The organism is Streptomyces sp. IBSNAI002, from assembly GCF_052244475.1.
Taxonomy (GTDB): domain Bacteria; phylum Actinomycetota; class Actinomycetes; order Streptomycetales; family Streptomycetaceae; genus Streptomyces.
Map to the genome: position 1 here is coordinate 4293902 of NZ_JBQPXG010000002.1, position 24585 is coordinate 4318486.

General features: G+C 72.7%; 25 protein-coding genes and 3 pseudogenes. 17 read left to right on the forward strand and 11 right to left on the reverse strand.

Features of this window, described 5'->3' with window-relative positions:
- Positions 1-7: 7 nt before the first annotated feature.
- Positions 8-484: a cupin domain-containing protein gene (locus tag ACTVZO_RS20700; RefSeq protein ID WP_443299801.1), complete on the reverse strand. Its 477-nt coding sequence runs from the start codon at positions 482-484 to the stop codon at positions 8-10.
- A gap of 891 nt (positions 485-1375) precedes the next feature.
- On the opposite strand from ACTVZO_RS20700, the gene ACTVZO_RS20705 reads away from it, so the two are divergent.
- The gene (locus tag ACTVZO_RS20705) at positions 1376-1576 is read left to right on the forward strand and encodes a hypothetical protein (RefSeq protein WP_443299802.1); all 201 of its coding nucleotides are present in this window, start codon (positions 1376-1378) and stop codon (positions 1574-1576) included.
- A gap of 145 nt (positions 1577-1721) precedes the next feature.
- Here ACTVZO_RS20705 and ACTVZO_RS20710 read toward each other — a convergent pair whose 3' ends face one another.
- Positions 1722-2222 carry a DUF5994 family protein gene (locus tag ACTVZO_RS20710; protein ID WP_443299803.1) on the reverse strand — a complete coding sequence of 167 codons (501 nt, stop codon included), beginning with the start codon at positions 2220-2222 and terminating at the stop codon, positions 1722-1724.
- Between the two features lie 280 nt (positions 2223-2502).
- Here ACTVZO_RS20710 and ACTVZO_RS20715 point away from each other — a divergent pair, with 280 nt between their 5' ends.
- From ACTVZO_RS20715 to ACTVZO_RS20740, 6 genes are all read left to right on the forward strand, one after another.
- Positions 2503-3078 (forward strand): DUF5994 family protein, encoded by a 576-nt coding sequence (locus ACTVZO_RS20715; RefSeq protein WP_443299804.1) that lies wholly within the window; start codon positions 2503-2505, stop codon positions 3076-3078.
- A gap of 5 nt (positions 3079-3083) precedes the next feature.
- On the forward strand, positions 3084-3272 hold the full coding sequence (locus tag ACTVZO_RS20720) for a hypothetical protein (protein ID WP_443299805.1): 189 nt from the start codon (positions 3084-3086) through the stop codon (positions 3270-3272).
- Between the two features lie 92 nt (positions 3273-3364).
- Positions 3365-3634: a hypothetical protein gene (locus ACTVZO_RS20725; protein WP_443299806.1), complete on the forward strand. Its 270-nt coding sequence runs from the start codon at positions 3365-3367 to the stop codon at positions 3632-3634.
- A gap of 50 nt (positions 3635-3684) precedes the next feature.
- A complete protein-coding gene (locus ACTVZO_RS20730) occupies positions 3685-3969 on the forward strand; it encodes a hypothetical protein (protein ID WP_443299807.1) in 285 nt (94 codons plus the stop codon).
- Positions 3970-4168: 199 nt separating this feature from the next.
- Positions 4169-5368, forward strand: coding sequence for a PP2C family protein-serine/threonine phosphatase (locus tag ACTVZO_RS20735; RefSeq protein WP_443299808.1), 1200 nt, complete (start codon positions 4169-4171; stop codon positions 5366-5368).
- A 640-nt stretch (positions 5369-6008) separates the two neighbouring features.
- Positions 6009-6572, forward strand: coding sequence for an NADPH-dependent FMN reductase (locus ACTVZO_RS20740; protein WP_443299809.1), 564 nt, complete (start codon positions 6009-6011; stop codon positions 6570-6572).
- Positions 6573-6713: 141 nt separating this feature from the next.
- Here ACTVZO_RS20740 and ACTVZO_RS20745 read toward each other — a convergent pair.
- Together ACTVZO_RS20745 and ACTVZO_RS20750 are read right to left on the reverse strand one after the other, a co-directional pair.
- A pseudogene (locus ACTVZO_RS20745) lies at positions 6714-6929 on the reverse strand (SUMF1/EgtB/PvdO family nonheme iron enzyme); the annotation flags it as partial.
- A 101-nt stretch (positions 6930-7030) separates the two neighbouring features.
- On the reverse strand, positions 7031-7648 hold the full coding sequence (locus ACTVZO_RS20750; protein WP_443303232.1) for a TetR/AcrR family transcriptional regulator: 618 nt from the start codon (positions 7646-7648) through the stop codon (positions 7031-7033).
- A gap of 125 nt (positions 7649-7773) precedes the next feature.
- On the opposite strand from ACTVZO_RS20750, the gene ACTVZO_RS20755 reads away from it, so the two are divergent.
- From ACTVZO_RS20755 to ACTVZO_RS20765, 3 genes and pseudogenes are all read left to right on the forward strand, one after another.
- On the forward strand, positions 7774-8715 hold the full coding sequence (locus tag ACTVZO_RS20755; protein ID WP_443299810.1) for an alpha/beta fold hydrolase: 942 nt from the start codon (positions 7774-7776) through the stop codon (positions 8713-8715).
- A gap of 42 nt (positions 8716-8757) precedes the next feature.
- Entirely contained in the window at positions 8758-9702 is a 945-nt protein-coding gene (gene sigJ, locus ACTVZO_RS20760; RefSeq protein ID WP_443299811.1) for an RNA polymerase sigma factor SigJ, read from the forward strand.
- 124 nt (positions 9703-9826) lie between these two features.
- A pseudogene (locus ACTVZO_RS20765) lies at positions 9827-11025 on the forward strand (NAD(P)/FAD-dependent oxidoreductase).
- Between the two features lie 332 nt (positions 11026-11357).
- Here the strand turns inward: ACTVZO_RS20765 and ACTVZO_RS20770 are convergent.
- Positions 11358-11657, reverse strand: a complete 300-nt coding sequence (locus tag ACTVZO_RS20770) for a hypothetical protein (RefSeq protein WP_443299812.1) — start codon at positions 11655-11657, stop codon at positions 11358-11360.
- An 85-nt stretch (positions 11658-11742) separates the two neighbouring features.
- Here ACTVZO_RS20770 and ACTVZO_RS20775 point away from each other — a divergent pair, with 85 nt between their 5' ends.
- Positions 11743-12483: a PP2C family protein-serine/threonine phosphatase gene (locus ACTVZO_RS20775; protein ID WP_443299813.1), complete on the forward strand. Its 741-nt coding sequence runs from the start codon at positions 11743-11745 to the stop codon at positions 12481-12483.
- Between the two features lie 72 nt (positions 12484-12555).
- On the opposite strand, the gene ACTVZO_RS20780 is transcribed toward ACTVZO_RS20775, so the two are convergent.
- Together ACTVZO_RS20780 and ACTVZO_RS20785 are read right to left on the reverse strand one after the other, a co-directional pair.
- On the reverse strand, positions 12556-13083 hold the full coding sequence (locus ACTVZO_RS20780) for a SixA phosphatase family protein (RefSeq protein WP_443299814.1): 528 nt from the start codon (positions 13081-13083) through the stop codon (positions 12556-12558).
- 7 nt (positions 13084-13090) lie between these two features.
- Positions 13091-13366, reverse strand: a complete 276-nt coding sequence (locus tag ACTVZO_RS20785; protein WP_069920970.1) for an isoamylase early set domain-containing protein — start codon at positions 13364-13366, stop codon at positions 13091-13093.
- A 214-nt stretch (positions 13367-13580) separates the two neighbouring features.
- On the opposite strand from ACTVZO_RS20785, the gene ACTVZO_RS20790 reads away from it, so the two are divergent.
- Positions 13581-14894 (forward strand): hypothetical protein, encoded by a 1314-nt coding sequence (locus ACTVZO_RS20790; RefSeq protein ID WP_443299815.1) that lies wholly within the window; start codon positions 13581-13583, stop codon positions 14892-14894.
- On the opposite strand, the gene ACTVZO_RS20795 is transcribed toward ACTVZO_RS20790, so the two are convergent.
- Positions 14812-15741: a YhjD/YihY/BrkB family envelope integrity protein gene (locus tag ACTVZO_RS20795; RefSeq protein ID WP_443299816.1), complete on the reverse strand. Its 930-nt coding sequence runs from the start codon at positions 15739-15741 to the stop codon at positions 14812-14814. The two genes, ACTVZO_RS20790 and ACTVZO_RS20795, sit on opposite strands and share 83 nt — an antisense overlap.
- 175 nt (positions 15742-15916) lie before the next feature.
- Here ACTVZO_RS20795 and ACTVZO_RS20800 point away from each other — a divergent pair, with 175 nt between their 5' ends.
- Both ACTVZO_RS20800 and ACTVZO_RS20805 read left to right on the forward strand, forming a co-directional pair.
- Positions 15917-16456 (forward strand): potassium channel family protein, encoded by a 540-nt coding sequence (locus ACTVZO_RS20800; protein WP_443299817.1) that lies wholly within the window; start codon positions 15917-15919, stop codon positions 16454-16456.
- Positions 16453-17811, forward strand: a complete 1359-nt coding sequence (locus ACTVZO_RS20805; protein WP_443299818.1) for a chloride channel protein — start codon at positions 16453-16455, stop codon at positions 17809-17811. The genes ACTVZO_RS20800 and ACTVZO_RS20805 overlap by 4 nt, the downstream gene beginning before the upstream one ends.
- Positions 17812-17851: 40 nt before the next feature.
- Here the strand turns inward: ACTVZO_RS20805 and ACTVZO_RS20810 are convergent, their stop codons facing one another.
- Entirely contained in the window at positions 17852-18277 is a 426-nt protein-coding gene (locus tag ACTVZO_RS20810; RefSeq protein WP_443299819.1) for a hypothetical protein, read from the reverse strand.
- A gap of 398 nt (positions 18278-18675) precedes the next feature.
- Here ACTVZO_RS20810 and ACTVZO_RS20815 point away from each other — a divergent pair, with 398 nt between their 5' ends.
- The 3 genes and pseudogenes from ACTVZO_RS20815 to ACTVZO_RS20825 form a co-directional block, all read left to right on the forward strand.
- Positions 18676-18879, forward strand: a complete 204-nt coding sequence (locus ACTVZO_RS20815; RefSeq protein WP_073917174.1) for a cold-shock protein — start codon at positions 18676-18678, stop codon at positions 18877-18879.
- A gap of 96 nt (positions 18880-18975) precedes the next feature.
- Positions 18976-19353, forward strand: coding sequence for a hypothetical protein (locus tag ACTVZO_RS20820; RefSeq protein ID WP_443299820.1), 378 nt, complete (start codon positions 18976-18978; stop codon positions 19351-19353).
- 97 nt (positions 19354-19450) lie between these two features.
- A pseudogene (locus tag ACTVZO_RS20825) lies at positions 19451-22576 on the forward strand (BTAD domain-containing putative transcriptional regulator); the annotation flags it as partial.
- On the opposite strand, the gene ACTVZO_RS20830 reads toward ACTVZO_RS20825, so the two are convergent.
- Both ACTVZO_RS20830 and ACTVZO_RS20835 read right to left on the reverse strand, forming a co-directional pair.
- Positions 22560-23366 carry an ABC transporter permease gene (locus tag ACTVZO_RS20830; RefSeq protein ID WP_443299821.1) on the reverse strand — a complete coding sequence of 269 codons (807 nt, stop codon included), beginning with the start codon at positions 23364-23366 and terminating at the stop codon, positions 22560-22562. The pseudogene ACTVZO_RS20825 and the gene ACTVZO_RS20830 overlap by 17 nt on opposite strands.
- Positions 23363-24340, reverse strand: coding sequence for an ATP-binding cassette domain-containing protein (locus tag ACTVZO_RS20835; protein WP_443299822.1), 978 nt, complete (start codon positions 24338-24340; stop codon positions 23363-23365). The genes ACTVZO_RS20830 and ACTVZO_RS20835 overlap by 4 nt, the downstream gene beginning before the upstream one ends.
- Between the last annotated feature and the right edge of the window lie 245 nt (positions 24341-24585).

Genomic DNA, 24585 nt, shown 5'->3' on the forward strand with positions numbered 1-24585 from the left:
TCGCTGGTCAGGCGTGCTCGTCCGAAGGCTGCTGGACAGGCTGGACCGACCAGCTCGGCGGCTCGTCATCGCCCGAGTCCTCATCGCGCTCCGCGTCGGCGGCTGTCCCATGGATCTTGCCCGACGCGTGGTGGACCGGCGCGTACACGGCGTAGAGCTGCAGGGTCTCCTCACCGATGTTGGTGACGTTGTGCCACGTGCCGGCGGGCACGAAGATCGCCCAGCCATCCTCGACCTCCCGGTCGAAGTCGAGTCGATCCTTCGTGCGGCCCATTTGTACGCGGCCCCGGCCCGCATCGAGCCGTAGGAACTGGTCAGTCTCCGGGTGCGCCTCCAAGCCGATGTCCTCACCCACCGGGATCGACATGAGGGTCAGCTGAAGGTACTTCCCAGACCAGGCGACCGCGCGATAGTTCGAGTTCTCGAGCGTCGCCTTCTCAAGGTCGAAACTCTGAGGTTCCGGCCCGACGTCCTTGGTGGTCATGCTTCTCCCCTGGTCGACGAAGGCGGCACGCGGTACACGGTCATGGTCTTGCGCCCGCCCACGTCAACACTCTCAGAGCCATGGGCTCTTCCGGCCGCAAGCGCGCGAGCCGCTACCGCACGAACGGCTGCGATGCGTTGCCGCATTCCGCCGTACGCCCGGTCGTGCAGTCGAACACCACGGCCAACAGGAAGCCGGCGAACAGAACAACGGCGGACCATCAGGGCCTCTGACGCACCGCGCCAAACCGCCCGAGGCACCTGCTGACACACGCGGCGGCCGGCCACCGCCCTCGCCATCTCGGCCAGGCACCTGCGGTGAGCGCGTTGCTCGTGCAACCCAGCAGTCCGGCCTCCGCCCGCCCGTCCCACGGACGGACGAAAATCACGGGTTGCCCCGCCTCGCCGAGGCGCCAGGCAGGAGCGTGCCCCATCCGTGCCCTTCAGGGCGGCGAGCAGCGGTCAACAGAGTTCCGGACAGACGCCCGACGCAGGCCTTACAGCCGACCGTATCCCCAGGTCAGAAGCCATATCGACACCCGCAGCGTCATGATTCCCAAGCTTATAGAGCGGGTTCGATTCCCGTCATCCGCTCCATGACAAAGCCCCAGGTCACAGACCTGGGGCTTGTTTGTTGTCCAGATCCCTCTGGGGTCTCATGCCATTCGCGTGCCACAAGTGCCCTCGTAGGGCGTCAGGTTGGGCCCTGGGCGGGGTGCGGATCGCGTCCTCCTCGGCGCTGGAGGGATGGCCGGCCTTTCGACGCTGCCCGCTCGGGAGGGGCCTCATCCGTGTGCCTCGCTTCGCAGTCGACATGATGCGGGCCGTCTCTGTGCGTGTCAGCGTGATCCGAGAGGAATCCGTACCCCACTCACCAAGAGGAGTCGCCGTCATGGACGGTAGGCAGGACAAGCGTCAGGAGTCGGGCAAGGGCCGCGAGGCGCAGGAGCACCGTCGCCCCGGAGACCCCGCGCAGCCCCAGCCGGGCAAGCCGTCCCGCGAGAAGGGACAGAAGCCTGGCCCGAAGGAGACCTCGCGCCGCCGTGAGGACGACCTGCTGCGCGAAGAGGACCTGCACGACGAGGGGCTCTGACCAGCGCACGACTCGCCCACACGCCCAGAGCCCGGCCGGTCCACAGTCACTCCGGCCGGGCTCTGTGGCACCCCGACGCCGGAGGGGACCGGGCTGCCCGCCACGGTGGCGCCACGCTCTCGGCTAGGCCCCTGAGGAACCGGGGTCAGCCTGCCGCATCGGCGGTGCTGTCCTCAGGTTCGGGTGTGGTGGCGATGAGGATCTGAGCGGCCTGCGTGATGTTGTCGGCGCGGACGGCGCGGGCCATGGCTTCGCGGGCGGCGTCGGCGGTGGTGTCCGGGGGAACCACCAGCAGGGCGAAGTGGTCGTTGTGGCCGCGGGTGATGAGGACGGTGTCGTCGCCGACCGGGTCGGAGTCGAGGTGCACGACCCGGCCGTCGATGACCAGGCGGGTCGGGAGGCCGTTCCAGGCGGACGCGTCCACGCCCACGCGGGTAATCAGGCCGAGATGCCCGGTCAACACGCTGATCAGCGCGGGCAGCTCGGTCTCGATGTCGCGGGTGCGCGGCCACCACGCGCCGTCCAGGCGCCCCTGCCGGGAGCTCGTGGTCTCCAGGCGCAGCAGTGCCGTACCGGGCTTGATCGCCTCGTGGATCGCGTCCGGCAGGAGCAGTGGAGACGTGTGGGGGGTGTCGGAGTCAGCCATGTGGGTCCGCCCGTCTACGGGGTGCGGCCGTGCTGCGTCGCAGGTCGGCACCAGTGCGGTGCCGTCGGGCGACGTGCGCGGGCCCGTCCTTTCACGGTACTCCCGCCACGCGCTCCGCGGCCCGTCGGAAATACCAGGTCACGCCGGTCATGGTCGGCCGAACAGGCGTACAGTGAAAGCACCGGAAGTACTTCGCACACCGGCTTTCACGCGGGTGTCATTTCCGGCGATCGCCTAAATACCGGGCTGCCGATGGGCAGTCCGGGGGCAGGTCCACATCATGGCCACGACCCTCGCACGGACCGCCCCCCGCGACCTCGCCGCAGAGCTTCCGGCTCGCTTGTCCCTCACCCCGAAGAGCACGCTCGCCGGCCGGCTGGACGGCGCCTGGTGGCCCCTCTCACGCAACCTTGAAGCCGAGCTCCCGAGGCTGCTGGCCGCCCTGGACGAGCCCTGGGGCCGCATCACCCGCGTCACCGTGAACCCCACCCGCTGGCCCGTCGTACCGCACACCGTGGCCATGGACGGGCGCACGCTGCACGTGGGCTGGTTCACCGAACAGGACCCCGACAAACTGATCCTGCTCTCCTACACCGTCGGCCGCTGGGACCTCCTCGTGATTCCGCCCGAGACCGCACCCGCAGCCGCGGCCCGCCTGATGGCCGCCGCGGCGATACCGGGCAGCGTCCTCACCTCGAGCGTGCTGATGGCCAACGAAGCCGCCATAGGGCGCAGCATCCGCGATGCCCGTCGTCGGGAAGACACCTGGGAGGGCGAGGGCGGGGCATGCATGTCCGCCTTCGGGAACCCGATAGGCCGAAGCGCCCTCCCGCTGCCCGGAATCGGCTGGAGGTGAGCTTCGTGGAGACCGTCGTCCTCACCGCGGTGATCATCCTCGCGATCGCCACCGGAATGCGCTGGATCCACCTGCTGAACGCCCAGCACGACGCGCGGATCGCGGCCTACCAGTTCAGCGACCCCCTGCCGAGACCTCCCGGTCTGCCGGACGCCACCGGTCGTCGAGCCCACCGCACGGATGCCGACCGGTGAGGAACAGGCCTTCCTCCTGACCGGGGCCGTCGGGCGGGCGCCCCGCGCCCACCCGCCGAATCCTCCGCCCACTACGAAGGGAACACGCCCACGTGAAGTACATAAAGACCCAGGAACTGCCGTCGCTCGGGCACGCCGAGGTACGGATCATCGCCCACACGCCCGAAGCCGCCCGCGCGGTCGCGGAAGCCCTCCGCGGCTGCTTCGCCGGTGCCGAGGCGCGCAGCTACCCCGGTCTCGACGGCGACACCCGCCTCCACCTCACCGTGGACACGGCAACACCCGCCGGCCCCGACGCCCGCTCGTGGCTGGCCGCCAGCCGGACCCCCGTCGGCACCGGCGCCCACTCCGACGAGATCTGAGAAGCCCCGGCGGGCCCCGGAGCGCACCCCACACACGAAAGGACGCGGTCATGGCCACACTGCGCGAACGCAAGACCTACCGCGAACAGGTGCTCCAGGTCCTGTACGAAGCCGTCGAAGGCAACCGCCTCCTCGGCCTCACCGGAGCGCAGCTGCGGCGCGACCTTCACGTACCGGAACAGGACCTGGCCGCCGCCTGCACGTATCTGGCCGGCGAAGGACTGATCACTGTCGACTGGGAACCCGGCAACACCCCCGCGATGGTCACCCTCACCCACGAGGGAATCCGGCGCATGGAGGCCGAGGAGGAAGGGACGGCCAGGCGCCCGGACTGATCCGAAAGGCACGCCCTGATGTATTGATCACGAGCGTTCAGGGACGGCCGATGTGCGCGCGGACGCGGACGCCAGGCGAACCGGAAAAGGCCGTCGGGCACGGAAGCCGTGTGGCGGGCCCGGTCGCGGGGGAGCATCCTGAAGGCCAGGCTGCCCATGCAGCCGGACGCCGGCCCGCCGCCCGGTTGGAGGCAAGAGGATGACCGTCGGAGGGCGCGGGGACCCGGACCGCTCGGAGAGCTTCGGGGAGGAACTGCTCGGGGTGTTCCTGGACCGTGCGCCCGAGCTGGCACCACACATGGTCGGCCCGCTCGTCGCCGAGACGATGGCCCGGCTGGGGGGACGCGAACCACAGATCCTGCTCCAGGACTACGGACAGCGACAGCTGGTCCCCCTGCCCGTCGGCGGCTTGGCCGCTGGTGAGCCGCAGCCCATCGACCGGTCCGAAGCCGGCCGGTGCTTCCTGGAGGCACGCCCCTTCGAAGTCCTGACGCCCGACGGCGTACGGGTCCACCTGCCCCTGCTGGACGGCGGCGACCAGGTGGGGGTCCTGGCGGTCACTCTGGGCGGGATCGACGACGACACCCGCCGGCTCCTGCGCAGGGTCGCGGGCCTGGTGGCCGACCTGCTGGAGACGAAGAACGGCTACACCGACCTCTTCTTCCGCACCCGCCGCAGCGAACCGATGAGCGTGGCCGCAGAGATCCAGTGGTCCCTGCTGCCCCCGCTGTCGATGGTGATGCCGCGCGTCGCTGTCGCCGGAGTCCTGGAGCCCGCCTACGCCGTGGCGGGGGACAGTTTCGACTACGCCCTGAACGGCGACGTCCTGCACCTCGCCATGGTCGACGCCATGGGGCACGGCCTGGACGCGGCCACGATGGCCACGGTGGCCATCGGCGCATACCGCCACGCGCGCCGCATCAGCATCGAACTGTCCGAGATCTACCTCTTCATGGACCGGGCCGTCGCCGAACAGTTCGACCCGGACCACTTCGTGACGGCCCAGATGATGCGCCTGGACACGGACACGGGACGCCTCCAGTGGGTCAACGCGGGGCATCCTGCGCCGATGCTGATCCGCGCGCACCGCGTCGTACGCCGTCTGGACAGCCCCACGACCCTTCCCGTCGGCTTCGGAGGGGCCCAGCCACAGGTCAGCGCGGTGACTCTGGAGCCGGGCGACCGCGTCCTGTGCTTCACCGACGGCTTGATCGAAGAACACCAAAGCGGGCAGGAACAGTTCGGCGAGGAGCAGCTGATCGACTGGGTGAACCAGCTTGAGCAGGCTGACCAGGGAATCCGCGCGGTGGCCCGGGACCTGTCCCACACCCTCATGCGGGCACGCGGCGAAACCACCTCGGACGATGCGACGCTCGTCCTGTTCGAGTGGCGCGGATGACGGAAGGCCCTGACCCAACGTGCCGGCAGGGACGGTGAACAACGGTTCGGATCCGTACGACGTGGAGCTCGGCGGGCTGACCCGGCCCGGCTTTCCCGTACGCCGTTGGGGCGATGCCTCCGGCCGACGGGATTCCGTGCCCGGCCCGACAGGGCAGACCCGACATCGTGGGAACCGTGGAGCAGCCACCGTCGCCTCGGGGTCGTCCTTGGAGAGGGCGTCCAGAACGGCCACCGCTCGATCGGCACCGATGGCCACCAGCCTGCGTATGCCTTCCTCGCTACGACGCCGGGCGTTCTCGTCGTAGTGGTTCTCGAGGATTTCGAGGAACAGTTCGCCGCCGGCGTAGGCGGCGAAGCGCTGGAACCGCTGCGCAAGAGCGAAGTCTCCGAGCAGGACCAATTCTTGGGCGACATCTTCCAAGGCGTTCACCAAGGGCCTGCCCTTGCCGTACCTGCTCCCGCCGGAGGCGGGCTCCATGACGCGCAGCACTGCACCGATGCGCTCCAGCACACTCGGGGTGCTCAGTGAGCTCCCGTGCCCCGCTGACCATCCGCCAGAGCGTGAGGCTGGAACGGAACGTCGTCATGCGGTGACCTTAAGAGGAGGCACTGACAACGACGATCGGTAGGGTGCCGGGGTGTCCGAGCTGCCGTCGATCCTCTTGCTGTCCGGAAGCCTGCGGGCCGGGTCCTCCAACGAGGCGGTGTTGAACACCGCGCGCGCAGTGGCCCCCGCGCATGTGCGTACCGTCGTGTACGAGGGGTTGGCCGGGCTTCCGCATTTCAACCCCGACGACGACGCCGATCCGCTGCCCGCTCCCGTGGCCGGGCTGCGGGCTGCGATCGGCGGGGCTGCCGCGGTGCTGATCTGCACTCCGGAGTACGCGGGCACGCTGCCCGGCTCGTTCAAGAACCTGCTGGACTGGACGGTCGGCGGCACCGAGATCTGCGACAAGCCCGTGGCGTGGGTGAACGCCGCCGCCCCCGGGCGTGGCCAGGGGGCGGAGGCAACGCTGCGCCTCGTGCTGGGCCATACCGGCGCCGCCATCGTGGAACCGGCCTGCGCCCGGATTCCGGTGGCCCCTCATGCGGTCGGGGCGGACGGGCTCATCGGCGATCCGCAGGTGCGCGAGCAGATGGGCGGCGTGATCGCCCTGCTGGCTGAGGCCTGCGGACCGGTGCCGGAACCCGAGCGGCAATAGGCCGCTATTCGCGGGCGAGCATGGCCTCCGCTTCGCGTTCGAGGTCGACGTACGGTTCGCCGCTGACGTCGACGGCGACGCGGTGCAGGGTACCGCCGGTGAAGGTGAAGGGCCGGGGTAGTCGGCGGGATCGAGCTCCCGCTCGGCAACCGTCACGTACCCGGTCGCCTTCACGAACCGGTGGAACTCCGCGACGGTGACCGGATGCGCGTCCATCCGGAAGCCGTCGACCGTCACCGGGTGGACCGGCCTCTCCTCGGGATAGAAGTCGGCCGACCCCATCAGAAACGTCCCGCCCGGGATCCGGACCATGTCCTTCGCCGAGGCCTTCGTCGGGGGCCGCACGGTGACGCTCATGCCCCTCACCGTGCCTCACGCGCCGACGCGCACCGCGCAACGACGCGTAACCACGCGTACGGACGCCGCCTCGCGCGGGTCGGATCCGCGTCCCCATGTCCCTATTCGGGCGTCTCCGCCGTCGTGAAGATCCGGTCCAGGTGGTGGCCGAGTACCGCGATCGCCGATTCCGGGGTCCGCTGGCCCACCAGGATGCCGGTGCCCAGGGTCGCCGCCATCGCGAGCAGGCTGATCGCCTCCGTGCGCGCGTCGGCGGCCGGGTCGGCCAGGCCGGCCGCCTGCGCCTGCTCGAGGAGTCCGGTCAGGGCGTTCTCCGCGGCGTCGGGGTTGTCGATGAAGGGCTGGGCGGCCAGTGCCTCGTCGGTCACCGACAGGATCGCGTACGAGCTGTACAGCAGGTGGAAGGTACGGCTCTCCTCGTCGGTCGGCAGCGAGGCCAGCAGCAGCGCCTCCACCGTGGCGCGCGGCCCGGGGTCCGGGCCGGCGGCGGCCAGGCGGGCGCCCACCCTCGCCGTGAAGCGGTCGGTCAGGTGGCGCAGGCCGTGGAAGAGCAGCTTCTCCTTGGTCTCGAAGTAGTACTGCACGAGACGCAGGGATACTCCCGCCTCGGCGGCGACGTCGCGCATGCCGACGGCATGCAGTCCGCGCCGTCCCGCGACCTGGATGAGTGCCTCGGCGATCTGGGCGCGCCGCTCCTCGTGATCCACGCGCTTCGGCATCTTCTCGTGTCTCCGCCTGTCGATGGGGGCGCGTTCCCGCTGCCCGGACTTCTTCATGATACCGGCGTACCATATTGATGGTACGGTCGTACCACGAAGAATGGATCTTCCCAGGAGGTGCCGCCGTGCCCGAGAACACCGCCCGCGCACGCCGCCGCGATGTCGGCCGCTACGTCAACGAAGCCCTGCGCGACCGCTACTTCGCCGCCGAGGACGTGCTCCACGCGATGGGGGCGCCCGCCCGCTCCGAGACGGACGTCGAGACGGGCTTCGGCACCACCCACGTCTACCGGTACGGCCCCGTGGACCCCGCCGCCGGGGCCCGGACCCCGATCGTCCTCATCCACGGCGCCGGCTACAGCTCGGCGATGTGGTACCCCAACACCCCCGGACTCAGCCTCGACCGCCCCGTCTACGCCCTCGACACCCCGGGCGACGCCAACCGCAGCGTCCACCGCGAGCCCATGTGGCAGCCCGAGCGCGCCGCGCAGTGGATGGACGAGGCCCTGGACGCGCTCGGCCTCGACCGGGTCCACCTCGTCGGCTCCTCCTACGGCGGCTGGCTCGTCCTCAACCAGGCCCACCGGCGGCCCGGACGGCTCGCCTCCGTCACTGCCCTCGACCCGGGCGGCCTGGAGAAGGTCGGCCTGCGCTTCTTCGCCTGGGTGTTCGTGAGCCTGTTCGCCACCTTCGCCCCGAAGGCGCTGCGCCCGCGCCTCGCCGCCTGGCTGGACCAGCCGGTGCTCGCGGTCCCCGAGATGCGCAGGTGGATCCAGCTCGGCGCCCGCGCGTACCGGATCCGCCGCCCCGCGCCCCTGCCGCTGGCCGAGGACGCGCTGCGGTCCGTCCGGACCCCGCTCTACGTCATCATGGGCAAGCACAGCCTGCTCGTGCACCCCGAGCGGCAGCTGGAACGCGTACCGCGCCTCGTCCCCGGAGCCCGCGCCGAGATCGTCAGCGCGACCGGACACGGCCCGCAGATCGACCACCCGGACGTGGTCAACGCCCGGATGCTGTCCTTCATGGAGGACATCGACTCCCTCGACGCCGCCCGTTCGAATCCGTAGGCGGCGGCCGACAACGGTCTCGGGGCACCTAGGATCGCGGGCATGGCGCTGATCATGAGTGACGTGGACCGGTTCGAGGCCGCCAGGCCGCGGCTGGAGGCCATCGCCTACCGGCTGCTCGGGTCGGCGAGCGACGCCGAGGACGCCGTGCAGGAGACGTATCTGCGCTGGCAGGCGGCCGACATCGGGCGGATCGAGGTGCCCGAGGCCTGGCTGACCAAGGTGCTCACCAACGGGTGCCTCAACATGCTCACTTCGGCACGCGCCCGGCGCGAGACGTACGTCGGCCAGTGGCTGCCCGAGCCGCTGCTCGCCGGGGACCCGATGCTCGGTCCGGCCGATACCGCCGAGCAGCGCGATTCGGTGTCGTACGCCGTCCTCGTCCTGCTGGAGCGCCTGTCGCCGGGCGAGCGGGCGGTGTACGTGCTGCGCGAGGCCTTCGCCTGCCCGCACGGGGAGATCGCCGAGATCCTGGACATCACCGAAGCCGCCAGCCAGCAGACCTACCACCGGGCCAAGAAGCACATCGCGGACGGCAGGGCGCGCACCGAGATCGACGAGGCCGCCGCCCACCGGATCGTCGAGGAGTTCCTGGCCGCGGCGACCAGTGGGCGTACGGAGCCCCTCATCCGCCTGCTCACGCAGGACGCCGTCGCGGTCGGCGACGGCGGCGGGAAGGTTCCGGCCCGTGCGAAGGCGTTCGAGGGCGCGCTCGCGGTCGCGACGTTCATGCGCGGCCTGTTCAAGCCCAGCGCGGCCAAGCGCGCCCATATCGGCGGCGTGCCGGAGATCTTCGCCACGACCGCGAACGGCGGGCCCGCCATCGTGGCGGTCGTGGACGGGCGGGTCGCCGGGATCATCTGCCTGGAGGCCACCGCGGAGGGCATCGTCGCGATCCGCAGCCAGGTCAACCCCGACAAGCTCGTGCGGGCGACCGGGCAGTGGGCCGACGCGGGACGCGGGGAGGTCCCGCTGCACACCCTCTGAGACCCTTCCGGAGCGGTGTGATGCAGGTCACATCCCGCACCTGTCAGGGAATGGAGGGCTGTCCGGTTCAAGGGGCGTAACGACGCCGGACACCGGCGGCCCCCGCCCAGACAGGAGCACGGACATGCAGCACCGCATCGTCGTCCTCGGAGCCGGCTACACCGGAGCCCTCGCCGCCGGCCGCCTCGCCAAGCGGCTGCACCGCGCGGATGTCAGCATCACGCTCGTCAACCCCGAGCCCGACTTCGTCGAGCGCGTCCGGCTGCACCAGATCGCGGCCGGCCAGGAACTCAGGCCCCGGCCGTTCGGGGAGATGTTCGCGGGCACGGGTGTGGAGCTGAAGCTCGCGAAGGTCGGCGCCGTGGACGTGGACCGCAAGACGGTGACGCCGCCGGACACGGCCCCGAGCGGGAAGCACTCGCGTACGACACTCTCGTCTACGCCCTCGGCAGCGGCTGGAACGACGGCGGTGTCCCCGGCGTCGCCGAACACGCCCACGAGATCGCCGGCCGCCCCGGCGCGCAGCGCCTCCGCGACCGCCTGGCCGCCCTGGGCACCGGCCGGACCGTGGTCGTGGTCGGCGGCGGCCTGACCGGCCTGGAGGCCGCGACCGAGATCGCCGAGACCCGCCCGGACCTCGACGTCGCGCTCGTCGCGCGCGGCGCCCTCGGTGACTGGCTCTCGGAGAAGGGCCGCGCCCACCTGCGGAAGGTCGTCGGCCGGCTCGGCATCACCGTCCACGAACACACCGCGGTCGACGCCGTGGAAGCGGACCGCGTGACCGTCGACGACGGCCGGACCCTCCCCTCCGACGTCACGGTGTGGACCACCGGGTTCGCCGTCCACCCGATCGCCGGGGCCACCACCCTGGAGCTCGCCGACGACGGCCGGATCGTGGTCGACGGCACCATGCGCTCGGTCTCGCACCCCGACGTGTACGCCGTGGGCGACGCGGCGATGGCGCTCGGCCCGGGCGACAAGCCCCTGCGCATGTCCTGCGCCTCGGGCATCCCCATGACCTGGCAGGCCGCCGACGCCCTCGCCGCCCGCCTCGCCGGCACCAAGATCCCCCGCATCCCCCTCCGTTACTCCCAGCAGTGCGTCTCCCTCGGCCGCCGCGACGGCCTGATCCAGTTCGTCACCGCCGACGACCGCGCCGTCGAACGCGCCCTGACGGGCCGCACGGCCGCCCGCTACAAGGAGCTGATCTGCAAGGGCGCGGCCTGGGGCGTCGCCAACCCGACCCTGGGCATCCCGGCCCGCCGCCGGCGCGTCGTACGGCAGGAGACCGCGAGCCTCGACCGGGCGCGGGCCACGGCCTGACCTCGCGGCCCGGGCCGGTCACGCGGAGCCCGCCGGTTCGGCTACGGGCGGCCGCGGCCGCCGGGTTCGGGGACGGTCCAGCCGTGCGCACCCGGTGCTTCGGGCTCCGGGCGCGAGGACTCCGGGCGCAAAGGCTCCGGGACGGGGCCGCGGGCCGGTCTCGGCGCCTGCGGGTCGGCCGGGAAGGGGTGCCCGGGGTGACCTCGGTGGCCGGCGGGCGAAGGCCGGCCGGCCGGGTCCGGGGGGAAGGACGTGGTCGGCGGGGCGGGCTTCGGTTGCGTCATGGGGACTCCCGTTGGTTCGTACGGCCGGGCAGTCGTCGCGGCTCCGCGCTACGGCTCGAGACGGCTGAAGCCGACCTCGAAGCGTTCGACCGACACGATCCGCTGGCCTTCGCGCAGGGCCGTCTCCTCGCGGATCCGGGTCGCCCGCTCCTCGCTCTCCCGCATGGTCCGCTCGTCGTCCCACAAGGTCAGCGAGGTGGCCTTCCCCGAGGCGCGGTCGACGAGGTAGTAGACGCCCCGGAAACCGGGAAGGTCCTGGACCTGCCGGACGATCTCCTCCGAATGCGCGCTCAGGTCTCCCTCCGCGGGAACGGGTGATCCCTGGTAGGTGCTCAGCCTCGCGAACATCTGTCGCAGTCCTTTCCTCGGGCCCCACGACCAGCCTGCTCCGGCAGGTCACGCGCCGCATGCCGAGCGGCGCAACAATGGTGGGGTGCCGTACATCGCCGTGACCGCCCTGAGTCATACCGGGCTGGTGCGCGAGCACAACGAGGACAGCCTGGTCATCGGCCCGTGGACGCTGTGCGGGACCGCGACCGAGAGCCCCCAGACGCTCGTGTTCCCGCTCGGCAGGCCGCTCGTCGTCGCGGTGGCCGACGGGCTCGGCGGTCAGCCGGCCGGCGAGGTCGCCAGTGAGCTGGTCGTCCGCGAGCTCTCCCTGCTCGGCCCGTCGCTGGACGGCGGCGAGGCCGTCCGCGACGCCCTGGAGGTCTGCAACCGCGCGGTGTACGAGGCCGCCGCAGGCCGCCCGGACCTGACCGCCATGGGGACCACGGTCGCCGGCGCCCTCGTACTGGAGGAGTCGCTGCTGGCCTTCAACGTCGGTGACAGCAAGGTGTTCCAGGCGACTGGGGAAGGGCTGCGCCAGCTCAGCGTGGACGACAGCCCGCCCCCGGCGCCGGGCCACCGCACCACCTCGGCCGTCACCCAGGTGCTCGGCGGCACCCGCGGGCAGACCCCGGTCACCCCGCACGTGGCGGACTTCCCGCTGACCCCCGGCGACCGCTACCTGGTGTGCAGCGACGGGCTGACCGACCCGGTGCCCGAGGAGACCATCGACGGCCTGCTGCGCGTGCACGACGACGGCAAGGCGGCCTTCGAACTGTGGAAGGCGGCCATCGGGGCCGGGGGCCCGGACAACATCACGCTCGCCCTGGTACGCATCGGCGAGTGAGGCCCGAGGGCCGAGGACCCGGCCGACGAATCGGCCCCAGGACCGCGGCCGGGCCCACCGTCCGCCCCCGCGTCAGGACTTGACGCCCCGGGGCACGGCCAGGCCGGACAGCCTGGCGGTGCCCGGTGCCAGTGACGACCAGGGACCGGCCAGGTCCAGCACCGCGATCGCGGAGGTCGGGAACTTCGTACGGGCCTGCTCCAGCGCGGCCGCGTCCCCCTCGCCGGCGAGCAGCAGCACCAGCTCCTGGGAGCCGGGGTTGTGCCCGACGAGCAGCAGCGTCCGCACCCGCGCGGGGGTCTCCCGTACGAGGTCCAGCAGTTCCCCGGCGCTCGCCCCGTAGGCGCGCTCCTCGTACTCCACCGGCGCACCGAGCCCGGCTTCGGCCGCGGCGAGCTCCCAGGTCCGACGGGTGCGGCGGGCGGGCGAGCACACGACGCGGTCGGGTACCCGGTCCGCCTCGCGCAGCCAGCGGCCCGCGGCCGGGGCGTCGCGCAGACCGCGCGGGCCGAGCGGGCGCTCGGCGTCGGGCACGTCCGGCGGCCAGGCGGACTTGGCGTGCCGCAGGACGACGAGCCGCCGGACCGTACCCGCTGTCATGGATGCCTCACGTGTGCAGGCGGCTGTTGGGGCCGTCCCGGTCGCCGGCGCTGTCGTCATTGAACCAGTAGTCACCGGCGGCCAGATAGCGGAAGGAGTGCGCACTCTCGGACGGCAGCTCGACCGTGACGGCCCGCTTCCCGTCCTTGCGCGGCTTCAGCGTGTGCGCGCCGGGCTGCCAGTCGTTGAAGTCGCCGACCACGCTCACCGGCCCGGGCGGGGTGTCCGCCGGAAGGACGAAGGTGACCTCGGTACGGTCCTTGCGCAGCTTGCGCTCCAGCATGGGAAACAGCTCCTGACTGCGGAGGCGGACGGGATGGCGCCCATCCTCCGGGCCAGGCGGGCGGCCCGCATGTCGACGCCTCCGCCGCGCGGGCAGGGATCACCCGTCCACCACGTGTGGGACACGGTGGGCTCAACCGAACACGCCGCTCCCCGGGCGGTGCGTGTCCAATGGGCGGGAAGCGGTTCTCGCAGCGCGCGTCCCCGGGAGTGCCATGAGCCAGCGAGCCGGACGGGTCGCCATGAGTGCCTTCTCGGCCGTCCTGATCACCCTGACCTGTCTGCTCGTACCGGTCTCGCTGCTCACCGTCTGGGTGCACGACATCGTGCTGGACAACGACCGGTACGTGGCCACGGTCGCCCCGCTGGCCTCGGACCCGGCGGTCGAGGAGGCCGCCGTCCGCCGCATCGGCGAGGCAGCGGACGTCCGGGTGGACGGCACCCGGGTCACGGCGGACCTGGCGCGGTGGCTCGAGGCCCAGGGGCTGCCGCCGCGCGTGGGCACGGCGGTCAAGGCGCTCGGCCCGGGCCTGGACGCGGCCGCCGACCAGGCCGTTTCCAAGGTGGCGACCCGATTCGTGGAGAGCGACCGGTTCGAGGCGCTGTGGACGCGGGCCAATCGCGCCGCCCACACCGCCGTGGTGCACGCGCTGACGGGCCGGGGCCGCGGCGCCGTCGGGATCGACGGCGGGACCGTCACCCTCGACGTCGGCAGCGCGGTGGAGACCGTCAAGGAGGAGCTCGTGCAGGCAGGGCTCGCACCGGCCGAGCGGATCCCCGAGGTCGACAAGCAGATGGTGCTGTTCCGGTCCGACGAGCTGGGGAAGGTCAGGGGCGCGGTCCGCCTGCTCGACGTCCTCGGCAACTGGCTGCCCGTGCTCACCGTCCTCCTCGCAGCGGCCGGAGTCCTGCTCGCCCGGCGCCGCCGGCGGGCCCTGGTGACCACGGCGCTGTGCGGGGCCGCCGCCTGCCTCCTGGTCGGCATCGGCCTGGCCGTCGCCCGCCGTTACTACCTCGACCACCTTCCGCCCCAGGTCCAGTCCCCGGCGGCGGCAGCGGCGGTCTTCGACACGCTGGTGCGGTTCCTGCGGGTCAGCCTGCGGACCACGCTGGTCCTCGGGGTGGTCGTGGCGCTCGGCGCCTACCTGTCCGGCGGCGGCCGGCTGCCGCGCGGCCTGCGCGGCGGCGCCGACCGGACGGCCGATTCCGCCGCGCACTGGGCCGCCGCGCACGGCGTCGGCACGGGACGGGCCGGGGCGTGGGTGGAGGCGCGGCGCCGCCCGCTGACGGTGGGGGCGGTGCTGCTGGTCGCGCTCGGGTTCGCGCTGTGGAACCACCCGACCGTGCCGGCGGTGCTGCTGCTGGCGACGATCCTGCTGGCGGTGCTCGCCGTGCTGGCGCTGCTGGCCGCGGACGGCCGGGTCGGCGGCGGGGGCGGCGGCGGGGTCAGCGGCCGGGAAGGTGGCCGGGAAGGTGGCCCGGCGGGTGACCGGGCGGGCCGCCGGAACGGGACTCCCGGAGGGAGTTGAGCGGAGTGCGCAGCCAGCGGGCCGGCACGGGCTCGCGGGCGATCACGTACCCGACGGCGACCGCGACCGTGATGACGACGAACAGCACGATCAGCCAGGACAGCAGGACGAAGACGGAGCCGAGACTGCCGAACTGGCGCAGGCTCCGCTCCACGGCGAGGGGCATGTAGACCCTCGACGCCACGGACAGCACCTGCTCCCCCACCCCGGCCAGCAGCGCACCCGGCAGCAGCGGAAGCCACGGGATCCGGCCGCCGAGCAGCAGGTGCTGGGTCCACCACCACAGCAGCGTGCCGCTGATCACCGCGAGGACGAAGCCGGCGGCGAATCCGGTGCCGAAGGCGTTCTGCACCGGCCCCTGGAACAGCAGGGCGGTGAGCCAGACCAGGAGCCAGACCAGCCACCGCCAGGCCGCGAGGCGGGCCTTGGCCTTGGGCAGGTGCCAGGACCGCTCGCACATCGACTGGAGGGCGCGGCTGCACGCGGTCGCCGACAGCAGGGTCACCACGAGCCCCACCACACCGGTGCTCGCGGTGGCCGTGGAGTCGGTGGCGGAGTACACGGCCCGCACCTGGTCCAGCGCGGCGTCCTGAAGTCCGAGGGTCGTGCGGACCGAGGAGACCAGCTGTTCCTGGAGCCAGTCGGGCGCGAGGGCGCCGATGACGAAGAGGGCGGGCACCGCGCCGAGGAAGGCCTGGGCGGCCAGTCTGGTGGCGCAGTCCAGCACGTTGACGGCGCCGAGCTGCTCGAGGAGCCGTCCCAGCAGGGGGGTGTGACGTTCCATCCAGCCGCGCAGCCTGGCGGGCAGGACGATCCGGCGGGGACTGGCCTCCTCCGGTTCCGGCACGGTGAGCTCCTCACGGGGACGATCCACCGACGGCGGTCACCACCCTTCCACGAAACGCGGAGGAATACCTCTCGCCTGGCATACCTCACATACTTCACATACCTCGTATACGACGCCCCCGCATTCCGAGTCCGCTCCGGTCGCGGAACGGGCCGCGGCCCGTTCTCCTGAAGCCATGGAAGGCAACGCAGCCCAGCGCCGCCGACGCGTCCTGGCCGGTCACACGTTCCGGTCCGTGACCTGGGTGGTCCTGATCACCGCGCTGTTCTACCTGGCCCCCCTGGACCGCGGGTTCGGGACCCTCACCGTCGTCACGCTCGTGGCCGGGCTGGGACTGTTCGGGTGGCTCGTCGTCTGGCAGGCCCGGGCCATCACCCGCGCGGAGTATCCGCGGCTGCGGGCCGTGGAGGCGCTCGCCACCGCCGTGCCGCTGTTCCTGGTGCTGTTCTCCGTCACGTACTTCCTGCTCTCCGCGCAGGTGCCGGAGTCCTTCTCGGAACCGCTGAACCGGACCGACTCCCTCTACTTCTCCGTCACGGTGTTCGCCACCGTCGGGTTCGGGGACATCGTGCCCACCAGCGAACTCAGCCGCGCGCTGACCACCGTGCAGATGGTCGCCGATCTGGTCGTGGTGGGAGTGATCGCCAAAGTGCTCTTCGGGGCGGTACGGATCGGGGTGCGCAGGCGGGGGACGGCGGAAGGGAGTGACCCATGACGGAGTCTCGCTCCAGCGGGGCCGGGAACACCGGTGACCCCGGGAGCGGCGGCGGGGCCGGGGCCGTGCCGCCGGAACCGGACGTCCTGCGGCATCTGCTCCGCAGCCCCGGCTACCCGAAGCTGCTCGTCTTCTGCGCGCTCATCGGCGTACCGGTGTCCCTCGCCGCCTTCTGGTTCCTCGTCGGGCTCCGCCGGCTCGAGCACCTGCTGTGGGCCGATCTGCCGCAGGCGCTGGGCCAGGACGCTCCGCCCTGGTGGTGGCCGTTCCCCCTGCTGCTCGTCGCGGGCGTGCTCGTCGGCCTGATCGTCACGCACCTGCCCGGCGCCGGCGGCCACGTGCCCGCCGCCGGAATGCAGGTGGGGGGCTCCTCACCGGCCGCGCTGCCCGGAGTCCTGCTCGCCGCCGCGGCCAGTCTGCCGCTCGGCGCCGTCCTGGGTCCGGAGGCTCCGCTCATCGCGCTGGGCGGCGGGCTGGCCCTGCTCTTCCGGGACCTGGCACAGGCCCCGGCGACCCCGCAGAACACCGCGCTGCTGGGCGCGGCCGGAGCGGCGGCGGCCATCTCGGCGATCTTCGGCAATCCGGTGGTCGCCGCGGTGCTGCTGATCGAGGTGGCGGGGGTGGGCGGGCCGCAGCTCTTCGCGGTGATGCTGCCCGCCCTGCTGTCCAGCGGGGTCGGGTCCCTGGTGTTCACGGGCCTGGGGCGCTGGACCGGGCTGGGGACCGGCGAACTGTCCCTGAAGCTGTCCGCGCCGCTCCCCCGCCTGGACCTGGCGGACGTGCTGTGGTCGCTGGCCGTCGCGGTGGTCGTGGCCGTCGCGATGTACCCGGTGCGGGCCGGGGCCCGGGCGGTCGCCGCGTACGTGCGGGTGCGGCCCCTCGTACGGACCGTGCCGTTCGCCCTGGGCGCCGCGGCCTGCGCCGCCGCGTACGCGCTGGCCACCGGGCGGTCTCCCGCCGAGGTGGCCTCCTCCGGCGAGGCCGCCCTCGCCCCGCTCGCCGCCGACCCGCAGGCCTGGGGCATCGGGGCGCTGGTCGCCGTCCTGGCCTTCAAGGGCGCCGCCTACGCGCTGTGCCTCGGCAGCCTGCGCGGCGGCCCGGTGTTCCCTTCGCTCTTCCTCGGAGCCGCCGCGGGCGTGCTCCTCGCGCCCCTGCCGGGCCTGGGCTTCGTCCCCGCGATGGCGGCCGGGATGGCGGCGGCCACCGTCGCGACCCTGCGCCTGCCGGTGAGCAGCGTGGTGCTGGTGGTCCTGGTGCTCGGGAGTACCGCGATGATGCCCGTGGTGATCCTGGCGGCCGTGGTGGCCTTCGTCGTCACCGAACTGCTGCCCGCCGGGCGCCCGGTGGCCGCGTAGCGGGCGCCGGGCCGCCGGGCGCCCGCCCGCCGTCAGTTCGTCAGCACTGGAGACCGGTCGCGGCGGCCGCGGAGGTCTCCTCCAGCTTCTGGATCTGCGGCTGGAGCTTGGTGAGCGCGTCCTTGCCGGTCGTGTCGCCGGGCAGGTCCTCGTAGGCCTTCTTGAGGTCGTCGGAGGCCGACTGCAGGGCGGAGCGCTCCGCGTCCTTCAGCTTGCCGAGGTTGTCCTTCACCCCGTCCCAGTCCTCGCGCACGGCCTGGTAGGCGTCCTTGACCTGGTCCTTGGTCGCGACCGCGGGGTCCAGGGCCTTGAGCTTGGCGTTGTCCGCCCTGAGCTCGGTCAGGCCGCTGCAGACCTCGGCCGCGGCCTTGGTGGCCTCCTCGGACGGCGAGCTGTCGTCGGAACACGCGGCGAGACCGAACGCCGCGCCGACGCAGAGCACGCCGATCACCGGGAATCGCTTCATGGGCGGGGCCTTCCTCAGGGAGACGGGAGCGGTCGTGCAGGCCCGGGGGGCCTGACCGCACCCCGCCAAATTAGGCATGAATGATCACATTCCGCATCCACATCCGGACCGTTCGGGGGAAGGCGCCGCACGGCGCGTTCCGCTGGGCGGGTGACGGCATGCGCCACCGCCCAGAAAATTAATTATATGAATTTCCCGGGAAGAAATTCGTTTAGGCCGACCCGGAAGGGGAAGTCGCCCTGCTCACAGCACCTTTCTGTGTTACGGTGACGTCAGTTGCAGTTGTGGTTCCCAAAATACTTCTTATTACCGGTATTCTTTCCGGCGGGGCAATCATCACAGCGACGACCGGTATTCGCACAGTGCGATTCCGGGCACTGCCCCAAAGGAGAATTCAGATGGCATCCGGCACCGTTAAGTGGTTCAACGCGGAAAAGGGCTTCGGCTTCATCGAGCAGGAGGGCGGCGGCGCCGACGTCTTCGCGCACTACTCGAACATCGCCGCCTCCGGCTTCCGTGAGCTCCAGGAAGGCCAGAAGGTCACCTTCGACGTCACGCAGGGCCAGAAGGGCCCGCAGGCCGAGAACATCGTTCCCGCCTGACGTCGGCACGCACAGTCGGGCCGGGGCCCGCACCTCACGGTGCGGGCCCCGGCTTTGTCGTCTTCCACGGCGTCCGCGCTTGCTAGAGTCCCGCCCATGTCGACCCCTGACGACCTGCTCATCGATCTCGCCGCCATGGTCGAGTCGGAGCAAACCAATCAGATGTCCCTGACCGTCGTGGTCCACGGCGCCGTCATCACCGGCCGCCTCGCCCCCGAGAGCGTCTGGCGCCAGCGCGTCGCCGAAGTCCTCCAGGACTCCGACCAACTGGCCCCGTTCGCCGGGGTGTTCAGAGGAACCAGCCCCGCAGGCCGCACCCCGCCCGACGCCGGTACCCCCTCTCACCTGCACTTCCACGTGGCACGCATCCTCCAGGGCACCCTGGGCATCCCCGAGACCGGAGGGATGTACCGGATCGCGCTCAAGGACGTCAGCGCCTGGACCGTCGGAGACTTCAGCTACTCGGACAAGTAACTCCCGCCGCCCCACTGCACCCACTGCACCCACTGCACCCTGCCCCCACCGCAACCGCCCGCCCGCCCGCCCACCCGCCCCACGGGCCTCCCGCAGAATGACGTCATGCGCATTTCGATGCTGGGGGCCCTGGAGGTACGGGGCGAAGACGGGGGCGGCGTCGGGGTCGGCGGGGCGCGGTTGCGGACCCTGCTCATCCTGCTGGCACTGGAACCGGGCCGGGTGGTGGCCTCCGAGCTGCTCATCGACGGGATCTGGGAGGACGATCCGCCGATGGGCGCCTCGAACGCCCTGCAGGCGCTGGTGTCCCGGCTGCGCCGGGCCCTGCCAGGCGTGGACGTCGCCTCGCATCCGGCCGGCTACCGCCTCCTCCTCGATCCGGACGAGGTGGACGTGGTGCGGTTCGAGCGGCTGGCCGCGGCCGGCCGCGAAGCCCTGGCCACCGACCCGGGCGAGGCCTCGGCGCTGCTGCGCCGGGCGCTCGGGCTGTGGCGCGGGCCCGCGCTGCTGGACGTGGCCGCGTCCGAGTTCTTCCGGGCGCCGGTGGCCCGGCTCGGCGAGCTGCGCATGGCGGCGCTGGAGGACCGCATCGAGGCCGACCTGCGGGGCGCTCGCCGCCTACGGCAGGGCCCGCGAGGTGCTCGCCGAGGAGCTCGGCACCGACCCGTCACCGGAGCTGTCGGCGCTGCACACCGCCGTCCTGCGCGGCGAGCCGGCCGCGCCGATACCCGGGCCCGCCCCTGCCGCTGCCCCCGCTGCCGCATCCGCCGCACCGGAGGCCGATGCGCCGCCGACCAACCTGCGGGCCCCGCTGGCCAGTTTCGTGGGCCGGGACGAGGACCTCGCCGGGGTGGCGGACCTGATCGGCCGCTTCCGGCTGACCACCCTCACCGGGCCGGGCGGCGCCGGAAAGACCCGGCTGGCCGTGCAGAGCGCCCGTCCGCAGCTCGGCCGGTTCCCCGACGGCGTCTGGCTGGTGGAGCTGGCACCGCTGAGCGCGGAGGCAGACGTACCGCAGGCCGTCCTGACCGCGCTGGGCCTGCGGGAACACACGACGGCCGCGGGCGATCCGCTGGACCGCCTCGCCTCGGCGCTGCGCACGCGAACCGCCCTGCTGGTCCTGGACAACTGCGAGCACCTGATCGGGGCGGCCGCCGCGATGGCCGACCGGCTGCTCGGCGAATGCCCCGGACTGCACGTCCTGGCGACCAGCCGCGAACCGCTCGGCCTCACCGGCGAGGCCCTGTGGCCGGTGCGCCCGCTGGCCCTGCCGCCGCAGGGCGCCGACGCCGCGCAGGCCATGTCGTACGCGGCCGTCCGGCTGCTGAACGACCGTGCCGCGGCGGCCCGTTCGGACTTCGCGGTCACGGAGCAGACGGCCTCCGAGGTGATCCGCATCTGCCGGGCGCTGGACGGGATGCCGCTCGCCATCGAGCTGGCCGCGGCCCGGCTGCGCACGATGAGCGCCGAGCAGCTGGCCGCCCGGCTCGACGACCGGTTCCGGCTGCTGACCGGCGGCGCACGGACGGCCCCCCGCCAGCACCAGACCCTGCGCGCGGTGGTCGACTGGAGCTGGGAGCTGCTCACCGAGCCGGAGCGGGCGCTGCTGCGCCGGCTGGCGGCCTTCCCGGGCGGCGCCACGGTGGAGGCGGCCGAGGGGGTGTGCGCGGGCGGACCGGTGGAGGCGTACGGGGTACTGGACCTGCTCACCTCGCTCACCGACAAGTCGCTGCTGGTGACGGCGGGCGACGGGCGCTACCGGATGCTCGAGACGATCCGCGCCTACGGCCTGGAGCGGCTCGCGCAGGCCGGGGAGGAGGAGCGGCTCCGCCGGGCGCACGCCGCGTACTTCACCCGGCTGGCGTCGACGGCGGACCCGTACCTGCGGCGGGCCGAGCAGCTGGAGTGGCTCGCCCGGCTCGGCGAGGAGCACGACAACCTCAACGCGGCGCTGCGCGGAGCGATCGCGGCGGGCGAGGCCCGGGAGGCCGTACGGCTGGTCGCGGCGGCCGGGTGGTACTGGTGGCTCAGCGGCCGCAAGGCGGAGGGCGGCGAACTGTCCGCGCGGGCCCTGGCGTTGCCGCTGCCCGCCGGGGAGGCCGAGTCGCCCCGGGACGAGGAGAGCCGCGCGCTGGCCTGCGCGCTGGCCGTGCTGTTCGCGACCTCCGGGCTCGGGGACGACCGGCAGACCGCGGAGCTGCTGGCCCGGGGACTGCTGCTCGCCGAACGGAGGGACACCCGGCACCCGGTGGTGCGGTTCATGGAACCGCTGGACCGGCTGCTGCGCGCCGACGGCGCGAGCGGCCCGCCGCTGGACGCCTGGTCGGCGCTGCTGGCCGACGAGGACCCGTGGGTGCGGGCGCAGGCCCTGCTGGGCGGCGCGCGCACCCGGCTCTCGGCGGGCGGCCCGCCGGCCGTGGCCGAAGCGGAGATCGAGGAGGCGCTGGCCGGTTTCCGGGGGCTCGGGGAGCGCTGGGGGATCTCGTTCGCGCTGACGGTGCTGGCCGAACTGGTCGCCCAGCGCGGCGACTTCGCGGCGGCGCTGGGCCACTACGCCGAGGCCATCGCCGTGATCGGCGAGATGGGGGCCGTACAGGACCAGCTGCACGCGCGGGTCAAGCAGGCCCAGTTGTACTGGCTGGCCGGGGATCCGGCGGCGGCCGCCGCGGCCATGGCGCGGGCCGAGCGGGACGCCCGGGCCGCGGGCTGGCCGGAGGCGCTGGCCGCCACCGCGCACGGCCGGGCGGATCTGGCGCGCTGGAGCGGGGACCCGGCGCAGGCGCGCGCCGAGGTGGCGCGGGCCCGGGAGGAGGTCCGGGCGGTCGCCGTCCACCAGGTGTTCCATGCGCTGCTGCTCGACACCCTCGGCCATCTGGACTCGGCCGACGGCGAGTTGGAGGCGGCGGGAGCGCACCGGGCCGAGGCCCTGGAGCTGGCGGTCGCTTCCCTGCACGCCCCGACCGTTGCCCAGGTGCTGGTCGGCGTGGCGGACCAGGCGGCGCGGGCGGGCCGGCCGGAGGAGGCCGCGCGGCTGCTGGCGACGGCCCTGGCGGTGCGGGGCGGGCCGGACCGTTCGCGCCCGGACGCGGACCGGGTGGAGAACGCGGCGCGCGCCGCGCTCGGGGAGAAGTACGAGGAGTACTTCGCCGAGGCGGCGCGTCACGGGAGCGCGGTGGCCATGGAGGACGTACGGGAGCTGGCGCGGGTCACGCTGGGCGGTTGAACAGCCTGTTCGCCCAGAGGCAGGCGGCCACGGCGATCCCGGTGCACCAGGCGACGGCGGCGATGCCCTCGCTGCCGACCGGGGTGTCCATGAGCAGGGCCCGGATGGTCTCGATGACCGGGGTGAAGGGCTGGTGCTCGGCGAAGGCGCGGACGACGGCGGGCATGGAGTCGGTGGGGACGAAGGCGCTGCCGATGAAGGGCAGGAAGGCCAGCGGCATGACGATGTTGCTGGCGCCTTCGGGGGACTTGCTGAGCGTACCGAGGGCGACGGACAGCCAGGTCACCGCGATGGCGAGCAGGGCGATGAGGCCGAGTGCGGCGAGCCAGCCGGTGGGGCCGGCGTTCGGGCGGAAGCCCATCAGCAGGGCCAGCCCGATGACGAGGCCGACGCTGATCATGGTCTGGATGATGCTGCCGAGCACGTGTCCGACGAGGATCGAGGAGCGGGAGATCGCCATGGTGCGGAAGCGGGCGACGATGCCTTCGGTCAGGTCGGTGGAGACGGAGACCGCGGTGGTCATGGAGGCGGCGGTGACCGTCATCAGGAGGATTCCGGGGGCCAGGTAGTTGATGTAGTCGGTGCCCGTGCCGATGCCCGCGGCGAGGGGCCGGCCCAGGACGTACACGAAGAGCAGCAGGAAGACGATCGGTACGGCGATGGTGCCGAGGGAGAGGCCGGGGTAGCGCAGGGCGTGCACCAGCTGACGGCGCAGCATGGTGCCGCAGTCGCGGAACAGGTGCTTCGCGGGGGCGGGGGCGGGGCCGGTGAGGGGGGCGGTGGTGGTCATCGCACGGACTCCTTGTCCTGGGTCGGGATGGTCTGCCCGGTCAGGGCGAGGAAGACGTCGTCGAGGTCGGGGGTGTGCACGGTGAGGCCGCCGACCTCGATCGCCCGGGCGTCGAGCCGGTCGAGCAGGGAGCGCAGCGAGCGCACGCCGCCGTCGCTGGGAACGCGGAGCGTGAGGGCCTCCTCGTCGCGGGTGACCTCGCCGAGGGTGCGGGCGGCCCGCTCGAAGCCGGCCGGGTCGGTGAACTCCAGCCGGATGTGCCCGCCCGGGACCAGCCGCTTCAGCTCGTGCGCGGTGCCCTCGGCGACCAGCTTGCCGCCGTCCAGGACGGCGATGCGGTCGGCGAGCTGGTCGGCCTCCTCCAGGTACTGGGTGGTCAGGAAGATGGTGACCCCGCCGGCGACGAGGTCGCGGATGATCTGCCACATCGCGCGGCGGCTGCGCGGGTCGAGTCCGGTGGTCGGCTCGTCGAGGAAGATGATCTGCGGGCCGCCCATCAGGGTCATCGCCAGGTCGAGGCGGCGCAGCATCCCTCCGGAGAAGGTCATCGCGACCTTCCCGGCCACGTCGGCCAGGTCGAAGGCCTCCAGCAGCTCGGTGGCGCGGCGCCGGCCGGCCCGCTTGCCGAGGTGGCGCAGGTCCGCCATCAGGCGGAGGTTCTCCTCGGCGGTGAGCAGCTTGTCGACGGCCGAGAACTGGCCGGTGACGCCGATGGCGGAGCGCACGGAGCCGGGGGCCGCGGCCAGGTCGTGCCCGGCGACGCGCACCTGGCCGGCGTCGGCGGAGACGAGGGTGGAGAGGATCTGGACGGTGGTGGTCTTGCCGGCGCCGTTCGGGCCGAGCAGCGAGAAGACCGTGCCCGCCGGGACGTGCAGGTCGATGCCGTCGAGGACGGTCTTGTCCCCGTAGGACTTGCGGAGCCCGGTGGCGGTGATGGCCGCCGGCCGGGTCTCGCGGGTCGGGATCCGGTGCATGGTGTCCCCTCGTTTCGGGTGCGCTGCGGTGGTGATGGCGTCACCTTGGCCGGGGGGCCTGACAGCGCGCGGAGAGACCGCTGAGAGGGGCCCTCGGCGGCGCTGAGAGCCGCTGACAGATCGCTGATACGGGGCCGCGGCGGACATCCGGGTGGGGTACGTACCGTTCCGGGCGGGTATATCCCTGGAGACAGTGAGTCGGCACGAGAGAGCTCGGGACACCACGACGGCGCGTCCCCCGGATC

Coding starts and splice junctions, on each gene's coding strand:
- ACTVZO_RS20700 (WP_443299801.1), bottom strand. CDS start 484: ATGACCACCAAGGACGTCGGGCCGGAACCTCAGAGTTTCGACCTTGAG.
- ACTVZO_RS20705 (WP_443299802.1), top strand. CDS start 1,376: ATGGACGGTAGGCAGGACAAGCGTCAGGAGTCGGGCAAGGGCCGCGAG.
- ACTVZO_RS20710 (WP_443299803.1), bottom strand. CDS start 2,222: ATGGCTGACTCCGACACCCCCCACACGTCTCCACTGCTCCTGCCGGAC.
- ACTVZO_RS20715 (WP_443299804.1), top strand. CDS start 2,503: ATGGCCACGACCCTCGCACGGACCGCCCCCCGCGACCTCGCCGCAGAG.
- ACTVZO_RS20730 (WP_443299807.1), top strand. CDS start 3,685: ATGGCCACACTGCGCGAACGCAAGACCTACCGCGAACAGGTGCTCCAG.
- ACTVZO_RS20735 (WP_443299808.1), top strand. CDS start 4,169: ATGACCGTCGGAGGGCGCGGGGACCCGGACCGCTCGGAGAGCTTCGGG.
- ACTVZO_RS20750 (WP_443303232.1), bottom strand. CDS start 7,648: ATGCCGAAGCGCGTGGATCACGAGGAGCGGCGCGCCCAGATCGCCGAG.
- sigJ (WP_443299811.1), top strand. CDS start 8,758: ATGGCGCTGATCATGAGTGACGTGGACCGGTTCGAGGCCGCCAGGCCG.
- ACTVZO_RS20770 (WP_443299812.1), bottom strand. CDS start 11,657: ATGTTCGCGAGGCTGAGCACCTACCAGGGATCACCCGTTCCCGCGGAG.
- ACTVZO_RS20780 (WP_443299814.1), bottom strand. CDS start 13,083: ATGACAGCGGGTACGGTCCGGCGGCTCGTCGTCCTGCGGCACGCCAAG.
- ACTVZO_RS20785 (WP_069920970.1), bottom strand. CDS start 13,366: ATGCTGGAGCGCAAGCTGCGCAAGGACCGTACCGAGGTCACCTTCGTC.
- ACTVZO_RS20790 (WP_443299815.1), top strand. CDS start 13,581: ATGAGCCAGCGAGCCGGACGGGTCGCCATGAGTGCCTTCTCGGCCGTC.
- ACTVZO_RS20800 (WP_443299817.1), top strand. CDS start 15,917: ATGGAAGGCAACGCAGCCCAGCGCCGCCGACGCGTCCTGGCCGGTCAC.
- ACTVZO_RS20805 (WP_443299818.1), top strand. CDS start 16,453: ATGACGGAGTCTCGCTCCAGCGGGGCCGGGAACACCGGTGACCCCGGG.
- ACTVZO_RS20810 (WP_443299819.1), bottom strand. CDS start 18,277: ATGAAGCGATTCCCGGTGATCGGCGTGCTCTGCGTCGGCGCGGCGTTC.
- ACTVZO_RS20815 (WP_073917174.1), top strand. CDS start 18,676: ATGGCATCCGGCACCGTTAAGTGGTTCAACGCGGAAAAGGGCTTCGGC.
- ACTVZO_RS20820 (WP_443299820.1), top strand. CDS start 18,976: ATGTCGACCCCTGACGACCTGCTCATCGATCTCGCCGCCATGGTCGAG.
- ACTVZO_RS20830 (WP_443299821.1), bottom strand. CDS start 23,366: ATGACCACCACCGCCCCCCTCACCGGCCCCGCCCCCGCCCCCGCGAAG.
- ACTVZO_RS20835 (WP_443299822.1), bottom strand. CDS start 24,340: ATGCACCGGATCCCGACCCGCGAGACCCGGCCGGCGGCCATCACCGCC.